Origin of the sequence: Microbacterium sp. NPDC087589, assembly GCF_044743635.1 — a bacterium.
GTDB lineage: Bacteria > Actinomycetota > Actinomycetes > Actinomycetales > Microbacteriaceae > Microbacterium.
Window position 1 is genome coordinate 249,654 of sequence record NZ_JBIUWV010000004.1, and the last position, 21,052, is coordinate 270,705.

Genomic DNA, 21,052 nt, shown 5'->3' on the forward strand with positions numbered 1-21,052 from the left:
CGGTGTCTGTCGACCGCGCGCGTGTCGAGCGGCTCACCAGGGAACTGCTCGAGGCGATCGGGGAAGACCCCGATCGCCCGGGTCTGAAGCAGACGCCGACGCGCATGGGCGATCTCTACGCGGAGTTCTTCGCGGGTGTCGGCGAGGATGCTGCTGCTCCTCTCGCGCACACGATCAGCGTCTCTCGAGGCCCTGCTCCCGACACGCTTCCGTCGGGTGCCGTGCTGCTGAGGGACATCCGCTTCCGGTCGGTGTGCGAGCACCATCTGCTGCCGTTCGCGGGGCGCGCGCACATCGCCTACCTGCCGGGGGAGCAGGTCGTCGGGCTCGGAGCGCTCGTGCGCGTGGTCGAGATCCTCGCCGGCCGCCCCCAGGTGCAGGAGCGCCTCGGCGAGCAGATCGCCGACACGATCGCCGAGCACCTCGACACCCGTGGAGTGCTCGTGGTGCTGGATGCGAGCCACGGCTGCGTGACCATGCGCGGTGGACGGCAGTCAGAAGCCTCGACGCTCACGATCGCCGCCCGTGGCGAATACACCGAGCCGATCTCCCGGGCCGAGCTCATCGCGCTGATCGGGTCTTCGGGCTCGGGGATGGCGCACGGATGACGGGCATCTGGGGCATCGTCAACGTCACGCCCGACTCGTTCAGCGACGGCGGTCGTTATCTCGACGTGGATCGAGCCGTCGCGCACGGGCTGCGGTTGCGCGCCGAGGGAGCCACCGTGCTCGACATCGGGGGCGAGTCGACCAGACCAGGGGCCGAGCGTGTGGGGGCCGAGGAGGAGCAGCGGCGCGTGCTCCCGGTGATCGAGCGGCTGGTCGCCGAGAGCGCACCGGTGAGTATCGACACACTCAATGCGTCGACTGCCGCGGCCGCCGTGCGCGCGGGCGCACGGATCGTCAACGACGTGTCCGGCGGTCTGGCCGACCCCGACATGCTCGCAGCGGTCGCCGAATCCGGCGCCGACTACGCGATCGGTCACTGGCGTGGCTTCTCATCCGACATGTACGCGCACGCCGAATACCGTCGTGCCGCCCGCGAGGTCGCCGGGGAGCTGCACGAGCGCATGGGTGAGGCTGCGGCATCCGGCATCGCGCCGTCGCGATTGATCGTCGATCCGGGCATCGGGTTCTCGAAGAGGGGCGACCAGAACTGGGGCGTGCTGCGCGGACTCGACGAGATCGTCGCCCTGGGGCCCCGCGTGCTCGTCGGCACCTCCCGCAAGAGGTTCCTCGCGGAGACCATCGGCGCTGACTCCGCGACCGTCTCCGAAGCACGACGCGACCTGGCCACGGCCGTCACGAGCGCGCTCGCCGCTCGCGCCGGAGTCTGGGCCGTCCGGGTGCACGATGTCGGCGCCACCCGCGATGCTCTGGCCATCGTGCACGCCTGGGAGGGATGAGACCATGGATGTCCTCGACGAGATCGTGCTGACGGGGCTGACCGTGTTCGGTCGGCACGGCGTCTACGACCACGAGCGCGAGAACGGGCAGGAGTTCACCATCGACCTCCGCCTCAGGATGCCGCTGAGCGACGCGGCGATGTCGGACGACGTCGCAGACACCGTGCACTACGGAGAGCTCGCCGAGCAGGTCGCCACGGTCGTCGCGGGCGAGCCGGTGAATCTCATCGAGACGCTCGCAGAGCGCATCGCCGACGTCGCGCTCGCAGACTCTCGGGTGCACGCCGTCACCGTCACGGTGCACAAGCCGCACGCCCCGATCTCGCTCACGTTCTCTGACGTCGCCGTCACCGTGCACCGGGCGCGGCAGCGATCCGCTGAGGAGGCATCGAGATGAGTCGCAACCTGGCCAACCCGCCGAGCCTTCCCGGCCCCCGACCCGGGCGGAAGGAAGCCGTGGCCGTCGTCGCCTTCGGCGCGAACCTCGGCGACCGCGAAGACACGATCCGCGCGGCAGCCGAGCGCATCGCGCGACTGCCGCTGGTCAGCGACGTGCGTCTGTCTTCGCTGTTCGAGACGGTGGCGCTGCGGCTCGACGGGCCGGATCCGGAGGCCCCCGGATATGTGAATGCGGTCGCGCTGGTCACCACGCGCCTCGCCCCATCGATCCTGCTCGGCATGCTGCATGCGATCGAGGACGAACACGGACGCGAGCGTCATGAGCGCTGGGGCGATCGGACCCTCGACCTCGACCTGATCGCCTACGGCGAAGAATCAGCCGACGGCGGCGGCGATGGCCTGCAGCTGCCGCATCCCCGCGCCTTCGAGCGGCTGTTCGTGCTCGAACCGTGGCTCGAACTCGACGGTGACGCGGTGCTGCCGGGCAGGGGCCGTGTCGCCGAGCTCGTCGCCGACCTGCGCCGCAGGGAGCACTCATGAAGCGCACCTCGCTCGGACTCCTCGCGGTCCTCGCCGCGCTCGCCGCAGCCGCGGGCTTCATCCTCGATCACGTGCTGACCACTATGGGCCGCACGACGTTCACACCGTCGCTGCTTCTGCCCGTGCTGCTGCTGCTCATCGCCGCGGCCTCGCTGGGGGTCGCCTGGCCCGTGCGTGCGAGCGTTCGCAACGGCATCCGCATCGATCCGTTCCGCGCGACCCGCGCCGTGACCCTCGCCCGCGCGTCGAGCCTGGTCGGGGCGATCATGGCCGGGTTCGGCGCCGGCCTTCTGGCGTTCCTTCTCTCCAGGCCCATCGATCCCCCGGTAGGGTCGACTGTGGCGATGGTGGCTCTGATCGGAAGCGCGATCGTGCTCGCGGTCGTCGCGCTCATCGCCGAACAGTTCTGCACCCTGCCGAAGGATCCTGATGACTCAGAACCCAGAGATCGAGCCGGGGACCCCGGCACCGCTTAGTTCGGCGGAGGTCAGCGACCTCGCGGCCCTCGACCAGGGCACGTATTCGCAGCTGCGCACCGCGCGCAACGAGGCGAGGCTGGAGCTCGACGGCAGCTGGCACCAGATCTCGCCGCGCTACGTGGTGTCGCAGATCCTCCAGAATCTGATCTTCATCGCGGTCGTGCTGGCTGCGGCCCTCGTGCTGGCGCTGGTGCTCGACCAGACCTGGGTGTGGATTCCGGCAGGCGTCATCGTGCTCATCACACTGATCACGCTGGTGATCCTTCCCCGACAGGCCAAGGCCATCGGATACATGCTCCGCGACGACGACATCGTCTTCCGCAAGGGCATCCTCTGGCAGCGCATGATCGCCGTGCCGTACGGTCGCATGCAGCTCGTCGACATCACGCAGGGGCCCCTCGACCGCGCCTTCGGCGTCTCACAGCTCAAGATGGTCACCGCTGCCGCGACCACGGGTGTGCAGATCCCCGGACTCGCGCAGGCCGCCGCCGAGGCGCTGCGCGACACCCTCATCGCCGTCGCCGAGACCCGCCGGACGGGCCTGTGAGCGAGCAGCCTTTCCCATCGCCCCCGGCGACGGCCGAATCCCCGGCGCGGGCCGCGACTCTCGCCGACGGCGAGTGGCACCGGATGCACCCGCTCACCCCGCTCTTCAAGGGCGGGCTGGCGCTCATCATCATCGCGGGCATCGCGATCGCCAACCTGCGCGATCGGCTCATCGCTTGGTTCGTCGAGTTCTTCACCCCCGAGGAGGTGGGCTACGACGACTACTCGGGCGGCGATCCCGTCGACTGGGTCTTCGAGAACAACCTGCTCATCGTCGTGCTGCTCGGCGTGCTGGCCCTCGTCGCCGTGCTCGTGCTCATCTTCTGGTTCGTGTGGCGTTTCCAACAGTTCCGGATCACCGGCGATCACGTCGAGGTGCGCAAGGGCATCATCTTCCGCTCGCATCGGCGCGCGCCTCTCGATCGGGTGCAGGGCGTCAATCTCACTCGTCCTTTCCCCGCGCGCATCATCGGCCTCGCGAAGCTCGAGGTCGTCGGTGCGGGAACCGACTCCAACGTCGAGCTCGAGTACCTCGCGACACCGCGCGCAGAGGCGGTGCGGACCGACATCCTGCGCCTCGCCTCCGGTGCGCGCGCGGCAAGATTGACCGCGGCGGAGTCAGCGGCCGGAGTGCGGCCGTCGGACGCCGCAGGTTCTGTCGACGGCGGGCCGGGTTCGGCGCGGGCGCAGCTCGTCGGGTCGGTGAACGCCGGGGTCAACGATCTGATCAGCGGCGTCGACCTGGCAGATGTCGAGCCGGAGAGCGTGGTCAAGATCCCGACGGGTCGCCTGGTCGGCTCGCAGCTGATCTCGAGCGTGCTCTGGTTCGTCTTCTTCGGCATCATCTTCGGTGTGGCGGTCGGCGGCATCGCGATCGGCGCGCTGATCGACGGCGATCCGATCGGCGGTTTCCTCGGTCTCGGCATCACGCTGGGCATCGGGATCCCGATGATCATCGCGGTCGTCGGTATCACCTGGGCGCAGATCTCGAAGTCGCTGCGCTACTCGATCGCGCCGACACCCGACGGCGTGCGCATCACCTACGGTCTGCTGACGACTGTGACCGAGACGCTGCCCCCTGGGCGCATCTTCGCCGTCGAGGTCACGCAGTCGCTGCTGTGGCGTCCTTTCGGGTGGTGGACCATCAGGATCAACCGCATGAGCGGCAAGAGCGCCGCACAGCAATCGTCGGGTTCTGCGCAGCAGTTCAACGTCGTGCTGCCGGTGGGCAAGCGCGCCGATGTCGAACGGGTGCTCGCGCTGATCCTGCCGGATGCTCCGGTCGCCGACATCCCGCTCGTCTGGGAGCACGGCATCCTCGGTCCGGTCGAGGGCGATCCGTATCGGACGATGCCGCGGCGTGCATGGTGGCGCAGACCGCTGTCGTGGAAGCGCCAGGGCTTCGCGCTGACCGATTTCGGACTGCTGCTCAGACGAGGAGTCGTCTGGCGCAAGCTGGCCATCTTCCCGCTCGCACGACTGCAGGGTGTGTCGCTCTCGCAGGGACCCATCGACCGCGCGCAGCGTGTGTCGGGCGCGCAGGTGCACTCCGTGCAGGGCCTCATCACCGGGTATCTGGCAGGTCTCGAGCGCGATGATGCTCTGCATCTGCTCGACGGCGTGAGCTCGGCGGCGGTCGCCGCCGCAGCGCGCGATCACACCCACCGATGGGGCGAGTACGTGACGGATGCCGAGGGCGCGCAGGTTCCCGGGTACCCGGGTGCCGGAGAGGACACCGGTGCGACCGAGGTCGGGGCGGCTCCTCTCCCGACTGCGCCTCCCGCGCCTCCTGCGCCTCTTGCGCCTCCTGCTCCGCTCGGTTCTCCGACTGCGCCGCCTGCGCCGCCGGTCACGCCGCCTCCTCCCGCGCCGCCGGTCACGCCGCCGCCTGCGCCCCCGGTGACACCGCCTCCCGCACCGCCCGTGTCTCCGGCGCCCCCTGCGCCGCCGGCGCCGAACGGTGAGTGATCCGTTGCGCCGTGATGGGCGCCTCGGGGTCGGCATCATCGGTGCCGGACGCGTGGGGCCGGTCATCGGTGCGGCTCTCGCGGGAGCGGGACACGCGATCACGGGGATCACGAGCGGCTCGGACGACGACCGGGCGTCAGCAGTGCTGCCGGACGTGCCGACCCTCGACGCGCTCGAGATCGTGCGTCGCAGCGAGCTGGTCGTGGTGGCTGTGCCGCACGACCAGTTGCCCGCTCTGATCACCGGCATCGCCGAGGTCGGAGGCTGGCAGCTCGGCCAGCTCGTGCTGCACACCGACCCCGGTCACGGCATCGAGGTGCTGCGTCCAGCGGCCGAGAGCGGAGCCATCCCGCTCGCCGTGCACCCGGCGATCACCTTCACGGGCACCTCTGTCGATCTGCGTCAGCTCCAGGCGAGCTATGCGGCGGTCACGGCTCCCGCGGCAGTGCTGCCCATCGCGCAGGCACTGGCGGTCGAGATGGGGTGCGAGCCGGTGGTGATCTCCGAGGCGGATCGTGAGGCCTATGCGGACGCGATCCACACCGTCACCGAATTCTCGCGTTCGATCATCGCGCAGTCCACCTCTCGCCTCGGCGAACTCGGCATCGAGAATCCGGGTGGATATCTCTCTGCCCTGGTGCAATCGACCGTCGAACGCGCGCTCCGAGACGCCTCCGGCCCGCCGCCGCTCCTCTGAGGTCAGCGGCCGCCCGAGAATCCCCCGCCCCCGCCACCACCCGAGAAGCCGCCGCCGAACGATCCGCCGGCGCTCGACGAGGTGCTCGCGCTCGGTGCCGAGTACGTCGCGGAAGCCTGCGAAGCAGCGGCGAACGCCACGAGCTGACCCCGGAAGAACGGCGTGCTGGGGTCGCCGATCCACGTCGCACCGCGCTGTTCGAAGGAGTACACCTGCTCGAGCACGGCGCCCCACTCGTTCTCCATGCCGAACAGCATCGCGTAGGGGAGCAGGCGCTCGTAGACGACGATCACGTCGGCGCTGCCGTCCTGCCGCCGCTCGGCGCCGGAGTAAGACTGCAGCATCCGCAGCCGATCGGCTTCGGCGACGCGGATGAACTCCCGCGCACCCATGAGGTACTCGTACTGCCGGGCGCCCTCGGCTGTGAGGACCGTGTGCTTCGAGAAGCCGTAGAAGGAAGACAGCAGAACGAGCAGCGCACCGAAGGCGATGGCCACGAACGCGGGAATCGCCGTGACCCTTCCCGCGATGATCCCCCACAGACCCAGGGCGAAGCCGGCCATCACGATGCCGATCGCGCACCATTGCAGGACCATCGCGCCTCTGCTGCGCGCCTTCGTGGTGAGCCCTCGCGAGACTGCGGCCTCGGTGCCGTGCTGCGACAGGGTCTTCATGCGGGCAGCGAAGTCCTCGCTCGAGCTGGGGAGCTCGGCGACCCCGTCGGAGCCCGCGCCTGCGAACAGAGCGTCCAGCGCCTCGACGTCGAGCTGGTCGGGGATCCGGCCGCCAGGGAGTCGTCGCAGTCGTGGCTGTTCGGCGTCGGTGCCCTCTTCGATGCGGAGCATGCCGCGCACAGCCAGGTGGATGATCTCAGCGGGGATGGGGTCTTTGGCTCCTGGCACGATCGCGGCGGCCAGCAGCGGAGGCAGGGAATCCGGCACGTCGTACTGGGCGACGATGATGCCGCTTGCCGTGCGCCGGTTCTTCTTGAAGGCCGAGACGGCGAACCAGCTGGCGATCGAGAGACCGATCCCGCCGAGCGCGGCGATCGCGGGCACGGTGTCGGTCACCGGGTCGGGCTGCCGAGCCGCGGGCTGCGCCGCAGTGCCCGACTCGAAGCCGACCGCGATCGTGATGCCCTCACCCGGCGACAGCTCGTTCGCCTCGACGCTGAACTGCGAGCCGCCGGCAGACGCGACCAGATCGCATTCGTCTGTCGAGCCCTCGAAGCCGACGTAGCAGCGCGCGTCGCCGGTCATCCGATCGGTCATCGCCTCATCGAACGCCACCTCTGCGGTGAAGTCGTCGATGCGCTGCGTGCTGTCGAGCGGGAGCAGATCCCAATAGAACTCGTCGACGCCGGAGTCGGCCGCGAGGATCACGTCGCGCATCTCGTACTCGATGACGTAGGTCGTGAGTCCGCGTACGTAGTCGTCGTCGCCGGTGAGGACCAGCAGCAGCCCATCCTCGTCGTCGGTCTCATAGGGCACAGCGGCCCCGGTCTCGTCGGTCACGGACAGCACCCGCACCTCGAGCCACGCATTCTCATAGCTGGTCGGCAGCCCGCGGACGATCCCCTTGTTCTGGTCGAAATCGGGGAATCGCGCCGAGAGCGTCTCGGTGACGTGCATGCGGGCGCGCCCGTCGTCGTCGAGCCCCACCTCATAGCGCGCGTCCCACGACGCGTAGCGGAAGTCGTCGACATCCGACCGGACCGCCGTCGCGCCGGCCGCAGAGGCTGCGGCCGGCGCTGCTGCGGCGGCGGGAGCCGCTGATGCGAGCAGCGCAGCGGCGGCGAGACCGATCGTGACGAGAGCGCGGGCGAGTCTGGTGGCTGCCATGCTTCGAGGCTACCCAGACTCGGCCGCGGGGTGAGGGACGCGACCTCGGTAAACTGGACACGACTTTTCAAGGAGCCCCGAATGACTGACGCGTCTGCCGCGCCCGACACGACCACCGCCGCCACCGAAGAAGACGTGCACGAGCAGAAGGCCGTGCGCCTGGCCAAGCGCGAGCGTCTGGTCGCGAACCGAGCGGACGCCGGCGGGGGAGCCTTCCCGGTCAGCGTGCCCGTGACACACCAGATCCCGGCGCTGCGCGCCGAGTACGGCGAGCTCGAAGCCGGCGCCGAGACGGGCGTGCTCGTCGGCGTCGCGGGTCGCGTGGTCTTCAGTCGCAACACCGGCAAGCTGTGCTTCGCCACGCTGCAGGCCGGCGACGGCTCGCGCATCCAGGCGATGATCTCGCTCGCCAACGTGGGCGAGGAGTCGCTCGCCGACTGGAAGGAATACGTCGACCTCGGTGATCACGTGTTCGTGCACGGAGAGGTGATCTCCAGCCGCCGAGGCGAGCTGTCGATCATGGCCGACGCGTGGGCGATCGCGTCGAAGGCGATCCTGCCGCTGCCGAACGCCTACTCCGAGCTCAGCGAGGAGGGGCGTGTGCGCAGCCGCTACCTCGATCTGATCGTCCGTGAGCAGGCGCGCACCACCGTGCGCGCCCGTGCCGCGGTCAACGCGAGCCTCCGGGCGACGTTCGGCAGCCACGACTATCTCGAAGTCGAGACGCCCATGCTGCAGGTGCAGCACGGTGGAGCATCCGCCCGCCCGTTCGTCACGCACTCCAACGCCTTCGACACCGAGCTCTACCTGCGCATCGCGCCCGAGCTGTATCTCAAGCGCGCGGTCGTCGGGGGCATCGAGCGGGTGTACGAGATCAACCGCAACTTCCGCAATGAGGGTGCCGACTCGACGCACAGCCCGGAGTTCGCGATGCTCGAGGCCTACCAGGCCTACGGCGACTACAACCAGATGGCCGCTCTGACCCAGGAGCTCGTGCAGCAGGCGGCGATCGCTGTGGCGGGTTCGACCACCGTGACCTGGGCCGACGGCACCGAGTATGACCTCGGCGGCGAATGGGATCGCATCTCGATGTACGAGTCGCTGTCGGCGGCCTCGGGTCGCACGATCACCCCGAGCGATTCGGTCGAGGACCTGATCGCCTTCGCCGAGGCGAACGGTGTCGACCTGCCCGCTCAGGCGACGCACGGCAAGCTCGTCGAAGAACTGTGGGAGCACTTCGTGAAGGGCGACCTCGTGCGCCCCACCTTCGTGATGGATTTCCCCCTCGACACCTCCCCCCTGGTGCGCGAGCACCGCTCGATCGAGGGCGTGGTGGAGAAGTGGGATCTGTACATCCGAGGCTTCGAGCTGGCGACCGGGTACTCCGAGCTGGTCGACCCTGTCATCCAGCGCGAACGCTTCGTGGAACAGGCGAAGCTCGCCGCGCGAGGCGACGTCGAGGCCATGCCCGTCGATGAGGAGTTCCTGCGGGCACTCGAGCACGGTATGCCGCCGTCCGGTGGGATGGGCATGGGGATCGATCGCCTGCTGATGGCGATCACGGGGCTCGGCATTCGCGAGACCATCCTGTTCCCGCTCGTCAAGTAGCGGGTGCCTCGCCACGTCTGAACGCCCACTCCGGCAGCATCGCCCCGCTGATCATCGTCTCGAGCAGGGCGGCGAGGCCGTACTCGGGATCGATCGCGCGCACGAGATCGAGGTACTGTGCGGCGTGACTCGATCGGCCGAGAGCCCACGAGAGCCACGCGGCAGCAGTGAGCGGTGCGGGTCTCGTCGCCCGAGGCGCAAGCGCTGCCGCCGTGCGCACGAGTGAGAGGGCGACGCCGAGCCGCTCCGGATCGGGTGTGGGCCCCCGACCGAGGAACACCTCGCCGAGGTCGTCGGGCACGGTCGAGCCTGAGTCGGCGAAGGTGAGCTGCGCCTCGAGTGTGCGTTCGCCGCCGCGGACATCCGAGGCCCACTGAGTCAGGGCGACATCTCTGAAGAGCGGTCGCTCGAGGCACCAGAGGAGTGCGGCGGTGGCGAAGGGCGGCAGGTCGTCGGGCGATGCGAGCACGGCTTCGAAGAACGCCGGGATGTCTTCGAGAAGCACGAGCGCAGCGATCGCCTGGGGATTCTCGGTGCCCGTCGGCCCCGGCTTTCCGCCGCGCGCGAGGAGGTCGGTGACGTCGCGCAGCGCTCGCCCCACCCGCTCCTTGTCTGCGAAGCCTGCCGCCGGCAGAACGGCACCGGACAGCTGATCGCCCGACACGTCGCCGACTCCGGGCACCTCGGGGGCCGCGCGATCGAGAGCGCGGAGCTGCGGGTCGCCGTCGAGGTAGCTCGACCAGCCGTCAGAGGTCACGCAGAGCGCGTCGACGATGCGCAGGCCGGCGTCCTCAGCCCGTCCGAGGAGTTCGTCGACCTCTACGGCGAACGGCAGGACGAGCCCGTCTCGCGTCTGCTGCACCGCGTCGTCCGTGTAGACGACGAGGGCGACCGCATCCGTTCGCTCGACCCTCGCGACCAGACCGACCGCGGCATCCGCGTAGTCCTCGAGTTCGACGTCGTCACGCGGGAGGTCGAGCCTCATCGCACCGTACGTGCGGGTGCCTCGGAAGGGCAGTAGGACGAGGCTCTCGGTCGGGGTGAAGCCCGCGAGGGAGGGGACGATGCTGAGGAACTCAGCGGAGCCGGAAGCACGGAGCAGTGTTGTCATCCGGCGAGTCTCATCGGACGACAGAAGTCGCGGTCCGATTCCACAGCCTCGATGGTCGATCCGCTTCGGATCCTCGAGTGTGGAGGAGTAGTGGGTCGCGTACCATGGAGTCATGGAGAACTTCTGGCTCGCAGCCGCATGGTCGATCATCCCGACCATCGGGGTGAGCGTCGTGTTCTTCTTCGTGCTCCGCGGAATCCTGCGGTTCGATCGCACCGAACGCAGGGTGCACGCACGGATCGAGGCCGAGGAGCGGGCCGCGCGCGGTCTGCCGCCGCGCTCCTGAGCAGCGTCGGCACCATCGGCTACTGTGTAGCCAGCGCACCGTCGTCGGTGCCCACTGACGCGACCGGCGTCGCAGTGCCGACCGGCCGAGAGGACGAGGGATGACGCCCGAGATCTGGGCTTGGTGGACCGCGGCGTTCCTGATCGCCCTCGACCTGACGATCCGCATCACGGCGATCATCGTGATCCCGCGAAACCGGCGCCCCACCGCGGCGATGGCGTGGCTCCTCGCCGTCTTCTTCATCCCGTTCATCGGTGTCTTCCTCTTCCTGCTCATCGGAAACCCCCGACTGCCCCGGGCCCGGCGGCGCAAGCAGGATCAGATCAACGAGTACATCGCCGAGACGAGCGAACACCTGCACTTCGGCACCCTGCGACCGGATGCGCCGAACTGGTTTCCCCCGCTCGTCGAGATGAACCACAGGCTCGGCGCTCTGCCGATCTCGGGAGACAACGGCGCGCATCTGATCGCGGACTATCAGGACTCGCTCGACGCGATGGCCGACGAGATCCGCAAGGCCGAGGACTACGTCCACGTCGAGTTCTACATCCTCCAGGCCGATGCCTCGACGGACAACTTCTTCCGCGCGATGGAAGAGGTTGCGGCGCGCGGCGTGCACGTGCGCGTGCTGCTCGACCACTGGGCGAACAGATGGAAGCCGAAGTATCGGCAGACCGTCAAGCGGCTCAACGACATGGGAGCGAACTGGCATCTGATGCTCCCGGTGCAGCCGCTGAAGGGGCGCATGCAGCGTCCCGATCTGCGCAACCACCGCAAACTCGTCGTCGTCGACGGCAAGGTGGCGTTCCTCGGGTCGCAGAACGTCACGGACTCGACCTACAACCTTCCCAAGAACATCAAGCGCGGGCTGCACTGGGTCGACCTCATGGTCCGCATCGACGGACCTGTCGTGCTGAGCGTGAACGCCATCTTCCTCAGCGACTGGTACAGCGAGACCGACGAGGTGCTGCAGGAGATCGACATCTCGCACGCCGAGACGGGATCGGGAGACCTCGACTGCCAGGTCGTGCCGTCAGGACCCGGGTTCGAAGTCGAGAACAACCTGCGTCTCTTCCTCGGGCTGCTCTATGCGGCCAAAGAGAAGATCATGATCGTCAGCCCGTACTTCGTCCCGGACGAAGCGCTGCTGCTCGCCGTCACCGCCGCGGTAGACCGCGGCGTCGTGGTCGAGCTGTTCGTCTCCGAAGAGGGCGACCAGGCGATGGTCTATCACGCGCAGCGCAGCTATTACGAGGCGCTGCTCAAGGCCGGAGTGCGGATCTGGATGTACCGTCGGCCGTACATCCTGCACACCAAGAGCCTCACGATCGACGACCAGGTCGCCGTGATCGGGTCGAGCAACATGGATATGCGCTCGTTCGGTCTGAACCTCGAGGTGTCGATGCTGGTGCGGGGCGAGGAGTTCGTCGCCGAGATGCGCGAGGTCGAAGACGTCTACCGCTCGCTCAGCAGGGAGCTGACTCTCGAAGAATGGATGCAGCAGCCTCTGCGTTCGACCGTCCTCGACAACCTCGCGCGCCTCACCTCTGCGCTGCAATAGAGCGGCAGGACGGGGTGTCCTCGAGAGATCGTGGCCGGTACCCTGTGTGCATGGAATCGCCGTCGCGTGTCGTCGCTGCACTCTCGTCCCTGGCCGCCGTGCTGCTGATCGCCGGGTGCACGATCGGTCCTGGCGCCACCGCGCCGGAGTCGACCTCGAACCCGTCGAGCGGGCCCGGTCAGAGCACCGACGACTCGGATGACGTCGAGGGCACGCTGCTCGACGAGGGCCGCATGTTCGCCCTCGTGACCTGGGGTTCCTCGACCTGTGTTCCGCAGGTCGACACGGTGTCGGCCGAAGGACAGACCGTGTCGGTGACACTCGTCGAGCCGGAATCCGAGGGAGACGGCGAGAAGGCCTGCACGGCCGATCTGACGTCCCGTGCGAGCGTCGGGGCGCTGCCGGAAGGGGTCGACCCGACCAAGGAGATCACCCTGCAGGTGACCTACGGCGATCTCGTCGACGACGTCGACCTCGACGGCGACCCGTCGTTCACCGGCACCCCTGGCTCATCGACCGAGTACGCCCCGAGCGCCGGGTGGTTCGACGACGGCTCGCTGGTGCTGCTCACCTGGGGGTCGTCGAGCTGCGCCCCCGTCGTCGAGGACCTCGAGGGGTCGGGCGCCTCGGGCACGGCGACCTTCGCGACCGACGACGATCAGGTGTGCACCATGGACATGGCTCCGCGTGCGACGATCCTCGAGTTCGGGGAAGACGCCGTCGATGACGACGCCTTCACGCTCACGCTCGTCGGCGGCGGCCTCGACGGCACGGTCGACGTGCGGGGCTGACGCAGCCTTCGGAGAGCGCACGTCCGCTGGAGTCAGAGCGATGCGACCGGGTGGTCGGCAGGAAGAGCCAGCAGGAGCGCACCGGGGTCCACACGGCAGGTGACGCGCACGGCGCTGCCGAACTCATCGCCGTCGAGCTCGATCGAGGTGGGCGATGTCACGGCTGCCTCGGCGGCGGTTCCGCGGAAGTAGTGCACCGACGCATCGCGGCCGCGACGCTCGAGCACCCGGCGGCCCGCGCGCGAGCGTCGCAGCACGGAGTTGTCCCACCAGATCTTGCGCCAGACCCCGAGCCAGCCCCACATGCCGGTGGGTTGGATCACGGCGACATCGAGGACGCCGTCGGTGATGGAGGCGTCGGGGATCAGAGAGATACCCGCCGGCAGAGTGCCGCAGTTCGCGAACAGGATGCTGTGCACCTTGGTCGAGTGCAGGCGTCCGTCGTCGATCTGGAACACCGAGCGGAACGGCTCGGCGCTCACGAGCGACCTCGCGGCTCCGTCGACGTAGGCGATCCACCCGACCGACTTCTTCAGGTCGGCGCGGGTGTTGGCGATCATGTCGGCATCCAGCCCGACACCCGCGAGAACGACGTACGCATGTTCCTCGTGCTCGCCGTTCTCCCTCGTCAGACGTGCCCAGCCGATGTCGATCGCGTGGCGGAACTCGCCGAGCGCCGCGCGGATCATCTCGTCGGGGTCGGCGAGCGGGAGCCCCAGGTTGCGCGCCAGCAGGTTGCCGGTGCCGCTCGGCAGGATCGCGAGCGGCACCCCGGTGTTCGCGATGGCTTCGGAGACCGCACGCACCGTGCCGTCTCCGCCCGCCACGAGCACGACGTCCACGGCCCGTGCGAGGGCCTGGGCCGTCGCACCCTGACCAGGGTCTTCGATCGTGGTCGGGTAGAAGGCCGGATGCTCCCACCCGGCCTCGCGCGAGAGAGCTCGGACCCTGGCCCGCAGATGCTTCTCGTCGACTTTGATGGGGTTGTACACGAGCGCCGCCTGTCGCCTGGCGGGGGCGCTCTTCGTCATGGCGCTACTCTAACCCGGGCGTCGGCGGCGCCTGACCGCGGCTGACGCGCCCGGGACGCACCATAGACTTGGTGGATGATCGACCTCGCACTCCTCCGCGACAATCCGGAGATCGTCCGCCGTTCTCAGGCCGCCCGTGGCAACGACCAGGGCACCGTCGACATCGCACTCGAGGCAGACCGATCGCGTCGGGCGGCGCTCGCCGCGTTCGAAGAGCTGAGGGCCGAGCAGAACGCGTTCGGCAAGCAGGTCGCGAAGGCCCCCAAGGAGGAGAAGGCGGCACTCGTCGCGCAGGTCAAGGACCTCGCCGAGCGGGTCAAGCAGGCGCAGCAGGCGGCGAACGAGGCCGCAGAGACCCTGGCCGCTGCTCTCGCACGCATCGAGAACGTCGTCATCGACGGCGTCCCCGCCGGCGGCGAGGCCGACTTCGTCGAGCTGCGCCGAGTCGGCGAGGTGCCCGCGTTCGACTTCGAGCCGCGCGATCACCTCGAGCTCGGCGAGATCCTCGGCGCGATCGACATGGAGCGAGGCGCCAAGGTGTCGGGCGCTCGCTTCTACTTCCTCCGTGGCATCGGAGCGCGACTCGAGATCGCGCTCATGAACCTCGCGCTCGACAAGGCGCTGCAGAACGATTTCATCCCGCTGATCACGCCCACTCTGGTGCGGCCGGAGATCATGCAGGGCACCGGATTCCTCGGCGAGCACGCCGACGAGGTCTACCACCTCGACAAGGACGACGATCTGTATCTCGTGGGCACCAGCGAGGTCGCGCTCGCCGGATACCACAAGGACGAGATCATCGATCTGGGCGAGGGCGCGCTGCGGTACGCCGGCTGGTCGACCTGCTATCGCCGCGAGGCGGGCTCTCACGGCAAGGACACCCGCGGCATCATCCGGGTGCACCAGTTCAACAAGCTCGAGATGTTCGTCTACACGAACCCGGAGGATGCCGAGGCGGAGCACCTGCGCCTCGTCGCGCTGCAGGAGGAGATGCTGACCTCGCTCGGCCTCGCCTATCGCGTGATCGACGTCGCCGCGGGTGATCTCGGATCGAGCGCGGCGCGCAAGTACGACATCGAGGCGTGGGTGCCGACGCAGGGCGCCTTCCGCGAGCTCACCTCGACCTCGAACTGCACGACGTATCAGGCGCGCCGCCTCGACATCCGACACCGGCCAGAGGCTCACGAGGGCCAGACCGCGAAGACGCAGCCCGTGGCGACGCTCAACGGCACTCTCGCCACGACCCGATGGATCGTCGCGCTGCTCGAGACGCATCAGCAGGCCGACGGCTCAGTGCGCGTGCCCGAGGTGCTGCGGCCGTATCTCGGCGGGCTCGAGGTTCTGGAGCCGACCCCTCGACAGGCCCAGGGAGCCCGGGCGTGAGTCCCTGGCTCATCGGGCTCGACGTCGACGGCACGATCATCCTGCAGGACGAGACGATGAGCCCCGGCGTGCCCGAGGCCGTCGCACGGCTGCGGGACGCCGGTCATGAGGTGACGATCGCGACCGGGCGCAGTTGGATGGCCACGCGCCGCTGGGTCGAGCAGCTCGAACTGACCCCGCAGTTCGTGGTGTGCTCGAACGGAGCGGTGACCATGCGTCGGGTGGGCGACGAGTGGGAGCGGTGGCACATCGAGACGTTCGATCCGTCTCCCGTGCTCGCTCTTCTGCGTGAGCGCCTGCCTGAGGCTCGCTACATGGTCGAGCTCGGCTCGGGACTGAGGCTCTACACCGAGCATCTGGACGACTGGACGCTCGACGGCGGACGACAGGTCGGCTTCGAGGAACTGGTCGCCGAGCCGGTCTCTCGTGTCGTCGTCGTGTCACCGGGGCACGACGAGGAGGACTTCCACCGCCTCGTCGCGGACGCAGGACTCAACGAGGTCTCGTATGCGATCGGCTGGACGGCGTGGCTCGACATCGCGCCGCAGGGCGTGGACAAAGGCACGGCGCTCGAGCGCGTGCGCACCGAGCTGGGCTTCGAGCGCGGGCAGGTCTTCGTGGCCGGCGACGGACGCAACGACATCGGCATGTTCGGGTGGGCGCTGGGGCTCGACGGCCGCGCCGTCGCCATGGGGCAGGCGCCCTCCGAGGTCAAGGATGCCGCGGGTGAGGTCACGGGTGACGTCGAGGACGGCGGCCTGGCGATGGCCCTCGACACGCTTCCAGCAGCCGCCCAGGTCAGCGCGAGAGAATAGAACTCGGCTAGACTCACGGCTTGTCGGCAGATTCGTCTGTCGGGAGGGTTGTCCGAGCGGCCGATGGAGCTGGTCTTGAAAACCAGTGGGCAGAGATGTCTCGTGGGTTCGAATCCCACACCCTCCGCATTCCAGGGAACGGTGTCCCCCCGCACCGCACGCTGAACCGAAAGGTCCCGAGTGAGTCTTCACACCCGACGCCGTCGCACCATCGCGCGACACGGGCAGCTCCACTCGCCTGGCCCCGTCAGCCAGCTTCTGACGTTCATCGCGATCGGCCTCGCGGTCGTCCTGGTGAGCGGCTTCGGCGTCGTCTCGTACATCGTCTACGACCTCTCGAGCACGGTCTCGGCCAACGCGGTCGAGCTGGACAGCACTGAGCAGCTGCCGCCCGACATCAGCGAGTACGAGGGCGGATTCAACATGCTCCTCACCGGTGTCGACACGTGCGAAGAGGCTTACGCGCAGTACTTCGGAGAGCGCTGCACCGGCGCGGATTCCGAAGGCACGCTCAATGATGTCAATCTCCTCCTGCACGTGTCGGAGGAGCCCCGACGCATCACCGTGGTCAGCCTGCCCCGGGACATGATGGTCCCGATTCCCGAGTGCGAGGACGCTGAGGGCGACGTGCACTCCGCGATGAGCAAGCAGCAGATCAACACCGCGTACACCGACGGCGGACTCAACTGCGTCGCGAAGACCGTCTCGGACCTCACCGATCAGGAGATCCAGTTCGCGGCGTCGGTCACCTTCGGCGGCGTGATCGAGATCACGAATGCGATCGGCGGCGTCGAGGTGTGCCTCGCGTCTCCGATCAAGGACCGTCATACGGGTCTCGACCTCGCGGCCGGAACCCACGTCATCGAGGGGATCACGGCTCTGCAGTTCCTGCGCACCCGACACGGTGTCGGCGACGGCAGCGACCTCGGACGCATCGGCAACCAGCAGCAGTACATGTCGAGTCTCGCTCGCAAGCTCATCAGCGGCGAGACGCTCGGCAACGTCCCGATGATGCTCAAGCTCGCGACCACCGGTCTCGACAATGTCGAGGCGAGCACCTCGCTCGCAGACCCGATGAAGATCGTCCAGATCGCGCTCGCGGTGAAGTCAGTTCCGTTCGAGGACATCGTCTTCCTGCAGTACCCGACGTTCGCCGACCCGGCCGACCCCAACCGCGTCGTGCCGGACAAGGAATCCGCCGAGGCGATGTGGACTGCGATCAACGAGAACGCCCAGCTGCAGGTCACGCATCAGAACACGGAGAACGACGGAGTCGTCGTGACGGATCCTGCCACGCAGGCACCCGCGGAAGCGGGAGGGGAGGCGGCGACGCCCGACCCCGCGGCGACCCCCGAGAACGTGGTGGCGCTGCCGGACACGATCAAGGGCAACTCGGCCGCGCAGCAGACCTGCTCGAACGGCAACGTGCGCTGACGTTCTCACGCTGACCGCGCGAGACATCCCGCAGAACCACCCCTCCCGCCGGTCAGGGTGAGGACGGTTCTTCGCGTTCAGCGCGGGGCGTCTCCGGCTGAACGGTCGTCGGGTAGAGCACATCCATGAGGGCGGCGATGATGCCCGGCATGTCGACCGAGCGGTCGATCATCCACTGCAGCTGCAACCCGTCGGCGACCGCCTGGATCACGCGCGCCATGGTGTCCGGGTCGAGCGCCGCTCGGTGGGCGGCGTCCTGGGCGTCGTCATGGGCGAAGGAGTGCGTGATGCTCTCGCGGAGTCGCTCGCTGCGCTCGAGAAAGTACTGATGAGCCGGATGCGCGGGGTCGACCGCGTCGACCGAGAGGCGGGAGAACAACTCGACGACGCCTGGCACCTCGGTGTTGTGGCGGATGACGTCGATGAACGCCGATTTGGCATCGGCCGGATTCGGCGCGTGTGGCAGCATGCCGTCGTGTTCGTCGCGCTTGCGCAGCACTTCGGTGAAGAGCTCCTCCTTGCTGCCGAAGTAGTGCAGGAGAGCGGCGGGAGTGACGCCGACCAGCTCGGCGATCTGCTTGAGCGAGGCGTTCTGGTAGCCCTTTCGGCCGATCACGTCGAGAGCGCTCTCGAGGATCTCCTCGCGTCTGGCGACGCCCTTCGCGTATGAACCTCGTCGTGCCATCCCTCGAGAGTAATCCTGAACAACGTTTGAGATCCAATACTTACTGGCATATAGTTTTCGCAAGACACAGACGTCGCCGCGAAAGGAACACCATGACCGATACATCGGCATCCGATCTCACCCTCGAGGAGAAGGCATCGCTCACGAGCGGCTCCGACTTCTGGACGACGAAGGCCATCGATCGCGTCGACCTGCCGTCGATCATGATGACCGACGGCCCTCATGGCCTGCGCAAGCAGGCAGGCGGCACGGATCACCTCGGTCTCTCGAGCAGTGTGCCCGCGACCTGCTTCCCGCCCGCTGTCGGCATCGGCTCGTCGTTCGACCCCGAGATCATCGAGCGGGTCGGCGCAGCCATCGGTGTCGAGGCAGCCATCGAAGACGTCGCCATCGTGCTGGGCCCCGGCATCAACATCAAGCGGTCGCCGCTGTGCGGGCGCAACTTCGAGTACTTCTCCGAAGACCCGATCGTCTCGGGGATCCTGGGCGCGGCCTCGGTGCGTGGCGTGCAGTCGCAGGGCGTCGGCACCTCTCTCAAGCACTTCGCCGCCAACAACCAGGAGTTCGATCGCATGCGCGCGAGCTCCGACGTCGACCCGCGTCCGCTGCACGAGATCTACCTGCGCGGCTTCGAGCGCGTGGTCAAGGATGCCGAGCCGTGGACGGTCATGTGCTCGTACAACCGCATCAACGGCGTCTACGCCTCGGAGGACCCGTGGCTGCTCACGCAGGTGCTGCGCGACGACTGGGGCTTCGACGGCGTGGTGGTGTCGGACTGGGGTGCAGTGAACGACCGCGTGGCGGGCGTCGCCGCCGGTCTCGACCTGGAGATGCCGTCGTCGGGCGGTCGGACGGATGCGCAGCTCGTTGCCGCCGTGCGCGCCGGAGACCTCGACGAGCGCGTGCTCGACACCGCGGCTGACCGCGCGATCGACCTCGTCCGCAAGGCGCAGCAGCGCCCGGCCGTCGCAGGACCCCTCGACGTCGACGGGCACCATGCGCTCGCGCGAGAAGCGGCCGGGCGCTCGATCGTGCTGCTGAAGAACGACGGCGACGTGCTGCCGCTCGCCGTCGAGCAGCGGATCGCCGTGATCGGAGCCTTCGCGACCGAGCCGCGCTTCCAGGGTGCCGGATCCTCGCTCATCAACCCCACCCGCGTCGACAGGGCGCTGGACGAGCTGCGCGCCGTCGGCGGGGACAACGTCACATATGCGGCCGGCTTCGCGGTCGAGGGTGGCGACATCGCGGCATCCGGTCGCTCGGCCGACGACCTGCGCGCCGAGGCCGTCGACGCCGCGTCCGCAGCGGATGTCGCCGTCGTGTTCCTCGGCCTCCCCGCCGCCGAGGAGTCTGAAGGCTTCGACCGCGAGCACATCGATCTGCCCGCTGCTCAGCTGGCGGTGCTCGATGCCGTCATCGCGGCGAACCCCACCACCGTGGTCGTGCTCTCGAACGGCGGCGTCGTCGCGCTGCCGTTCGCCGATCGAGTGCCGGCTGTCGTCGAGACCTGGCTGCTCGGGCAGGCCGGCGGCGGCGCGGTCGCCGACGTGCTCTATGGCGCGGTGAACCCGTCGGGCAAGCTCACCGAGACGGTGCCGGTGCGGCTGGAGGACAACCCCTCGTTCGGCAGCTTCCCCGGCGAGTTCGGTCACGTCCGCTACGGCGAGGGCGTGCTGGTCGGCTACCGCTGGTACGACGCGAAGGGCCTCGACGTCACCTTCCCCTTCGGGCACGGTCTCTCGTACACGACGTTCGCGTACGGCGAGGCCGCGGTCGAGGCGAGCGCGCACGGCGACATCGTCGTGCGGGTCGATGTGACCAACACCGGAGCCCGCGACGGTCGCGAGATCGTGCAGGTGTATGCGGCCCCGGTGGCCTCGGTCGTGCAGCGCGCGCCTCGCGAGCTCAAGGCCTTCGCCTCGGTGGCGCTCGCCGCCGGTGAGACTCGCACGGTCGAGCTCGTCGTGCGTCGCGAGGACCTCGCCTACTGGGATGTGCGCGTCGACCGCTGGATCGTCGAGAGCGGCGAGTACACGATCGAGGTCGCGGCATCGAGTCGCGACATCCGCTCGTCGTCGACCGTCGAGGTCGACGGAGACGTCGTCTCGCTGCCACTCACCATGAACTCGTCGATCGGCGATGTCGTCGCCCACCCTGTCGCGGGGCCGATCGTCATGGGAGCCCTCGGCGGATTCCTGGGAGAACTGACCGGGGCCGACTCCGCGGCCGCCTCGATGATGCCGAACGACGAGGCGATGCAGAAGATGATGGCGTCGTTCCCGATCGGCCGCCTGATCGGCTTCCCCGGGGTCGATGTCACGCACGAGCAGGTCGAGCAGCTGCTCGAGGGCGCGAACGCGGGAGTGCTGACGCAGGCCTGATCGTAGGCCGCCTGAACGCCGAGGCGCCCTCTCCGTCCTGCGACGGGGAGGGCGCTCTCGACTGCGGCGATCGATCGTGCTGCGTGCTGCG

Annotated in this window: 20 protein-coding genes and 1 tRNA gene; 17 read left to right on the forward strand and 4 right to left on the reverse strand. The window is 68.5% G+C overall.

Annotated features, from left to right (window positions below):
• The first annotated feature begins 2 nt into the window (after positions 1 to 2).
• The 8 genes from folE to ACIOU8_RS11345 are packed head-to-tail and all read left to right on the forward strand — an operon-like array spanning position 3 to position 6,034.
• Positions 3 to 608 (forward strand): GTP cyclohydrolase I, encoded by a 606-nt coding sequence (folE, locus tag ACIOU8_RS11310; protein WP_400789304.1) that lies wholly within the window; start codon positions 3 to 5, stop codon positions 606 to 608.
• The gene (gene folP, locus ACIOU8_RS11315) at positions 605 to 1,405 is read left to right on the forward strand and encodes a dihydropteroate synthase (protein WP_400789307.1); all 801 of its coding nucleotides are present in this window, start codon (positions 605 to 607) and stop codon (positions 1,403 to 1,405) included. Before folE ends, folP begins: the two co-directional genes overlap by 4 nt.
• A gap of 4 nt (positions 1,406 to 1,409) precedes the next feature.
• The gene (gene folB, locus ACIOU8_RS11320; protein ID WP_400789309.1) at positions 1,410 to 1,802 is read left to right on the forward strand and encodes a dihydroneopterin aldolase; all 393 of its coding nucleotides are present in this window, start codon (positions 1,410 to 1,412) and stop codon (positions 1,800 to 1,802) included.
• Positions 1,799 to 2,344 (forward strand): 2-amino-4-hydroxy-6-hydroxymethyldihydropteridine diphosphokinase, encoded by a 546-nt coding sequence (folK, locus tag ACIOU8_RS11325; RefSeq protein ID WP_400789311.1) that lies wholly within the window; start codon positions 1,799 to 1,801, stop codon positions 2,342 to 2,344. The genes folB and folK overlap by 4 nt, the downstream gene beginning before the upstream one ends.
• Positions 2,341 to 2,820: a DUF3180 domain-containing protein gene (locus ACIOU8_RS11330; protein ID WP_400789313.1), complete on the forward strand. Its 480-nt coding sequence runs from the start codon at positions 2,341 to 2,343 to the stop codon at positions 2,818 to 2,820. Before folK ends, ACIOU8_RS11330 begins: the two co-directional genes overlap by 4 nt.
• Positions 2,774 to 3,370 (forward strand): PH domain-containing protein, encoded by a 597-nt coding sequence (locus ACIOU8_RS11335; protein WP_400789316.1) that lies wholly within the window; start codon positions 2,774 to 2,776, stop codon positions 3,368 to 3,370. The genes ACIOU8_RS11330 and ACIOU8_RS11335 overlap by 47 nt, the downstream gene beginning before the upstream one ends.
• Positions 3,367 to 5,337, forward strand: a complete 1,971-nt coding sequence (locus ACIOU8_RS11340) for a PH domain-containing protein (protein WP_400789318.1) — start codon at positions 3,367 to 3,369, stop codon at positions 5,335 to 5,337. The genes ACIOU8_RS11335 and ACIOU8_RS11340 overlap by 4 nt, the downstream gene beginning before the upstream one ends.
• Positions 5,330 to 6,034: a DUF2520 domain-containing protein gene (locus tag ACIOU8_RS11345; RefSeq protein WP_400789321.1), complete on the forward strand. Its 705-nt coding sequence runs from the start codon at positions 5,330 to 5,332 to the stop codon at positions 6,032 to 6,034. The genes ACIOU8_RS11340 and ACIOU8_RS11345 overlap by 8 nt, the downstream gene beginning before the upstream one ends.
• 2 nt (positions 6,035 to 6,036) lie before the next feature.
• On the opposite strand, the gene ACIOU8_RS11350 is transcribed toward ACIOU8_RS11345, so the two are convergent.
• Positions 6,037 to 7,875 (reverse strand): DUF2207 domain-containing protein, encoded by a 1,839-nt coding sequence (locus tag ACIOU8_RS11350; RefSeq protein ID WP_400789323.1) that lies wholly within the window; start codon positions 7,873 to 7,875, stop codon positions 6,037 to 6,039.
• Positions 7,876 to 7,956: 81 nt separating this feature from the next.
• Between ACIOU8_RS11350 and lysS the strand changes: the two genes are divergently transcribed.
• Entirely contained in the window at positions 7,957 to 9,483 is a 1,527-nt protein-coding gene (lysS, locus tag ACIOU8_RS11355; RefSeq protein WP_400789326.1) for a lysine--tRNA ligase, read from the forward strand.
• Here the strand turns inward: lysS and ACIOU8_RS11360 are convergent.
• Positions 9,476 to 10,594 (reverse strand): DUF4192 family protein, encoded by a 1,119-nt coding sequence (locus ACIOU8_RS11360; protein WP_400789328.1) that lies wholly within the window; start codon positions 10,592 to 10,594, stop codon positions 9,476 to 9,478. The genes lysS and ACIOU8_RS11360 overlap by 8 nt on opposite strands.
• Before the next feature lie 112 nt (positions 10,595 to 10,706).
• Here ACIOU8_RS11360 and ACIOU8_RS11365 point away from each other — a divergent pair, with 112 nt between their 5' ends.
• The 3 genes from ACIOU8_RS11365 to ACIOU8_RS11375 all read left to right on the forward strand — a co-directional run bounded on the left by ACIOU8_RS11365 (position 10,707) and on the right by ACIOU8_RS11375 (position 13,232).
• Positions 10,707 to 10,880, forward strand: a complete 174-nt coding sequence (locus ACIOU8_RS11365; protein WP_188042417.1) for a hypothetical protein — start codon at positions 10,707 to 10,709, stop codon at positions 10,878 to 10,880.
• A 100-nt stretch (positions 10,881 to 10,980) separates the two neighbouring features.
• Positions 10,981 to 12,441, forward strand: coding sequence for a cardiolipin synthase (gene cls / locus ACIOU8_RS11370; protein ID WP_400789329.1), 1,461 nt, complete (start codon positions 10,981 to 10,983; stop codon positions 12,439 to 12,441).
• Positions 12,442 to 12,491: 50 nt separating this feature from the next.
• Complete coding sequence (locus tag ACIOU8_RS11375) at positions 12,492 to 13,232, forward strand: hypothetical protein (RefSeq protein ID WP_400789330.1); 741 nt, start codon at positions 12,492 to 12,494, stop codon at positions 13,230 to 13,232.
• 32 nt (positions 13,233 to 13,264) lie between these two features.
• Here ACIOU8_RS11375 and ACIOU8_RS11380 read toward each other — a convergent pair whose 3' ends face one another.
• The gene (locus ACIOU8_RS11380) at positions 13,265 to 14,263 is read right to left on the reverse strand and encodes a diacylglycerol/lipid kinase family protein (RefSeq protein WP_400789333.1); all 999 of its coding nucleotides are present in this window, start codon (positions 14,261 to 14,263) and stop codon (positions 13,265 to 13,267) included.
• Positions 14,264 to 14,338: 75 nt separating this feature from the next.
• Between ACIOU8_RS11380 and serS the strand changes: the two genes are divergently transcribed.
• The 4 genes from serS (at position 14,339) to ACIOU8_RS11400 (ending at position 17,895) form a co-directional block, all read left to right on the forward strand.
• Complete coding sequence (serS, locus tag ACIOU8_RS11385) at positions 14,339 to 15,646, forward strand: serine--tRNA ligase (RefSeq protein ID WP_400789336.1); 1,308 nt, start codon at positions 14,339 to 14,341, stop codon at positions 15,644 to 15,646.
• The gene (locus ACIOU8_RS11390; RefSeq protein ID WP_400789339.1) at positions 15,643 to 16,461 is read left to right on the forward strand and encodes an HAD family hydrolase; all 819 of its coding nucleotides are present in this window, start codon (positions 15,643 to 15,645) and stop codon (positions 16,459 to 16,461) included. Before serS ends, ACIOU8_RS11390 begins: the two co-directional genes overlap by 4 nt.
• 42 nt (positions 16,462 to 16,503) lie before the next feature.
• Positions 16,504 to 16,588, forward strand: a tRNA-Ser gene (locus tag ACIOU8_RS11395).
• Positions 16,589 to 16,641: 53 nt separating this feature from the next.
• On the forward strand, positions 16,642 to 17,895 hold the full coding sequence (locus ACIOU8_RS11400; protein ID WP_400789342.1) for an LCP family protein: 1,254 nt from the start codon (positions 16,642 to 16,644) through the stop codon (positions 17,893 to 17,895).
• 52 nt (positions 17,896 to 17,947) lie between these two features.
• Here ACIOU8_RS11400 and ACIOU8_RS11405 read toward each other — a convergent pair whose 3' ends face one another.
• A complete protein-coding gene (locus ACIOU8_RS11405; RefSeq protein WP_400789344.1) occupies positions 17,948 to 18,580 on the reverse strand; it encodes a TetR/AcrR family transcriptional regulator in 633 nt (210 codons plus the stop codon).
• A gap of 92 nt (positions 18,581 to 18,672) precedes the next feature.
• On the opposite strand from ACIOU8_RS11405, the gene ACIOU8_RS11410 reads away from it, so the two are divergent.
• A complete protein-coding gene (locus tag ACIOU8_RS11410; RefSeq protein WP_400789346.1) occupies positions 18,673 to 20,961 on the forward strand; it encodes a glycoside hydrolase family 3 C-terminal domain-containing protein in 2,289 nt (762 codons plus the stop codon).
• The last annotated feature ends 91 nt before the right edge of the window (positions 20,962 to 21,052 follow it).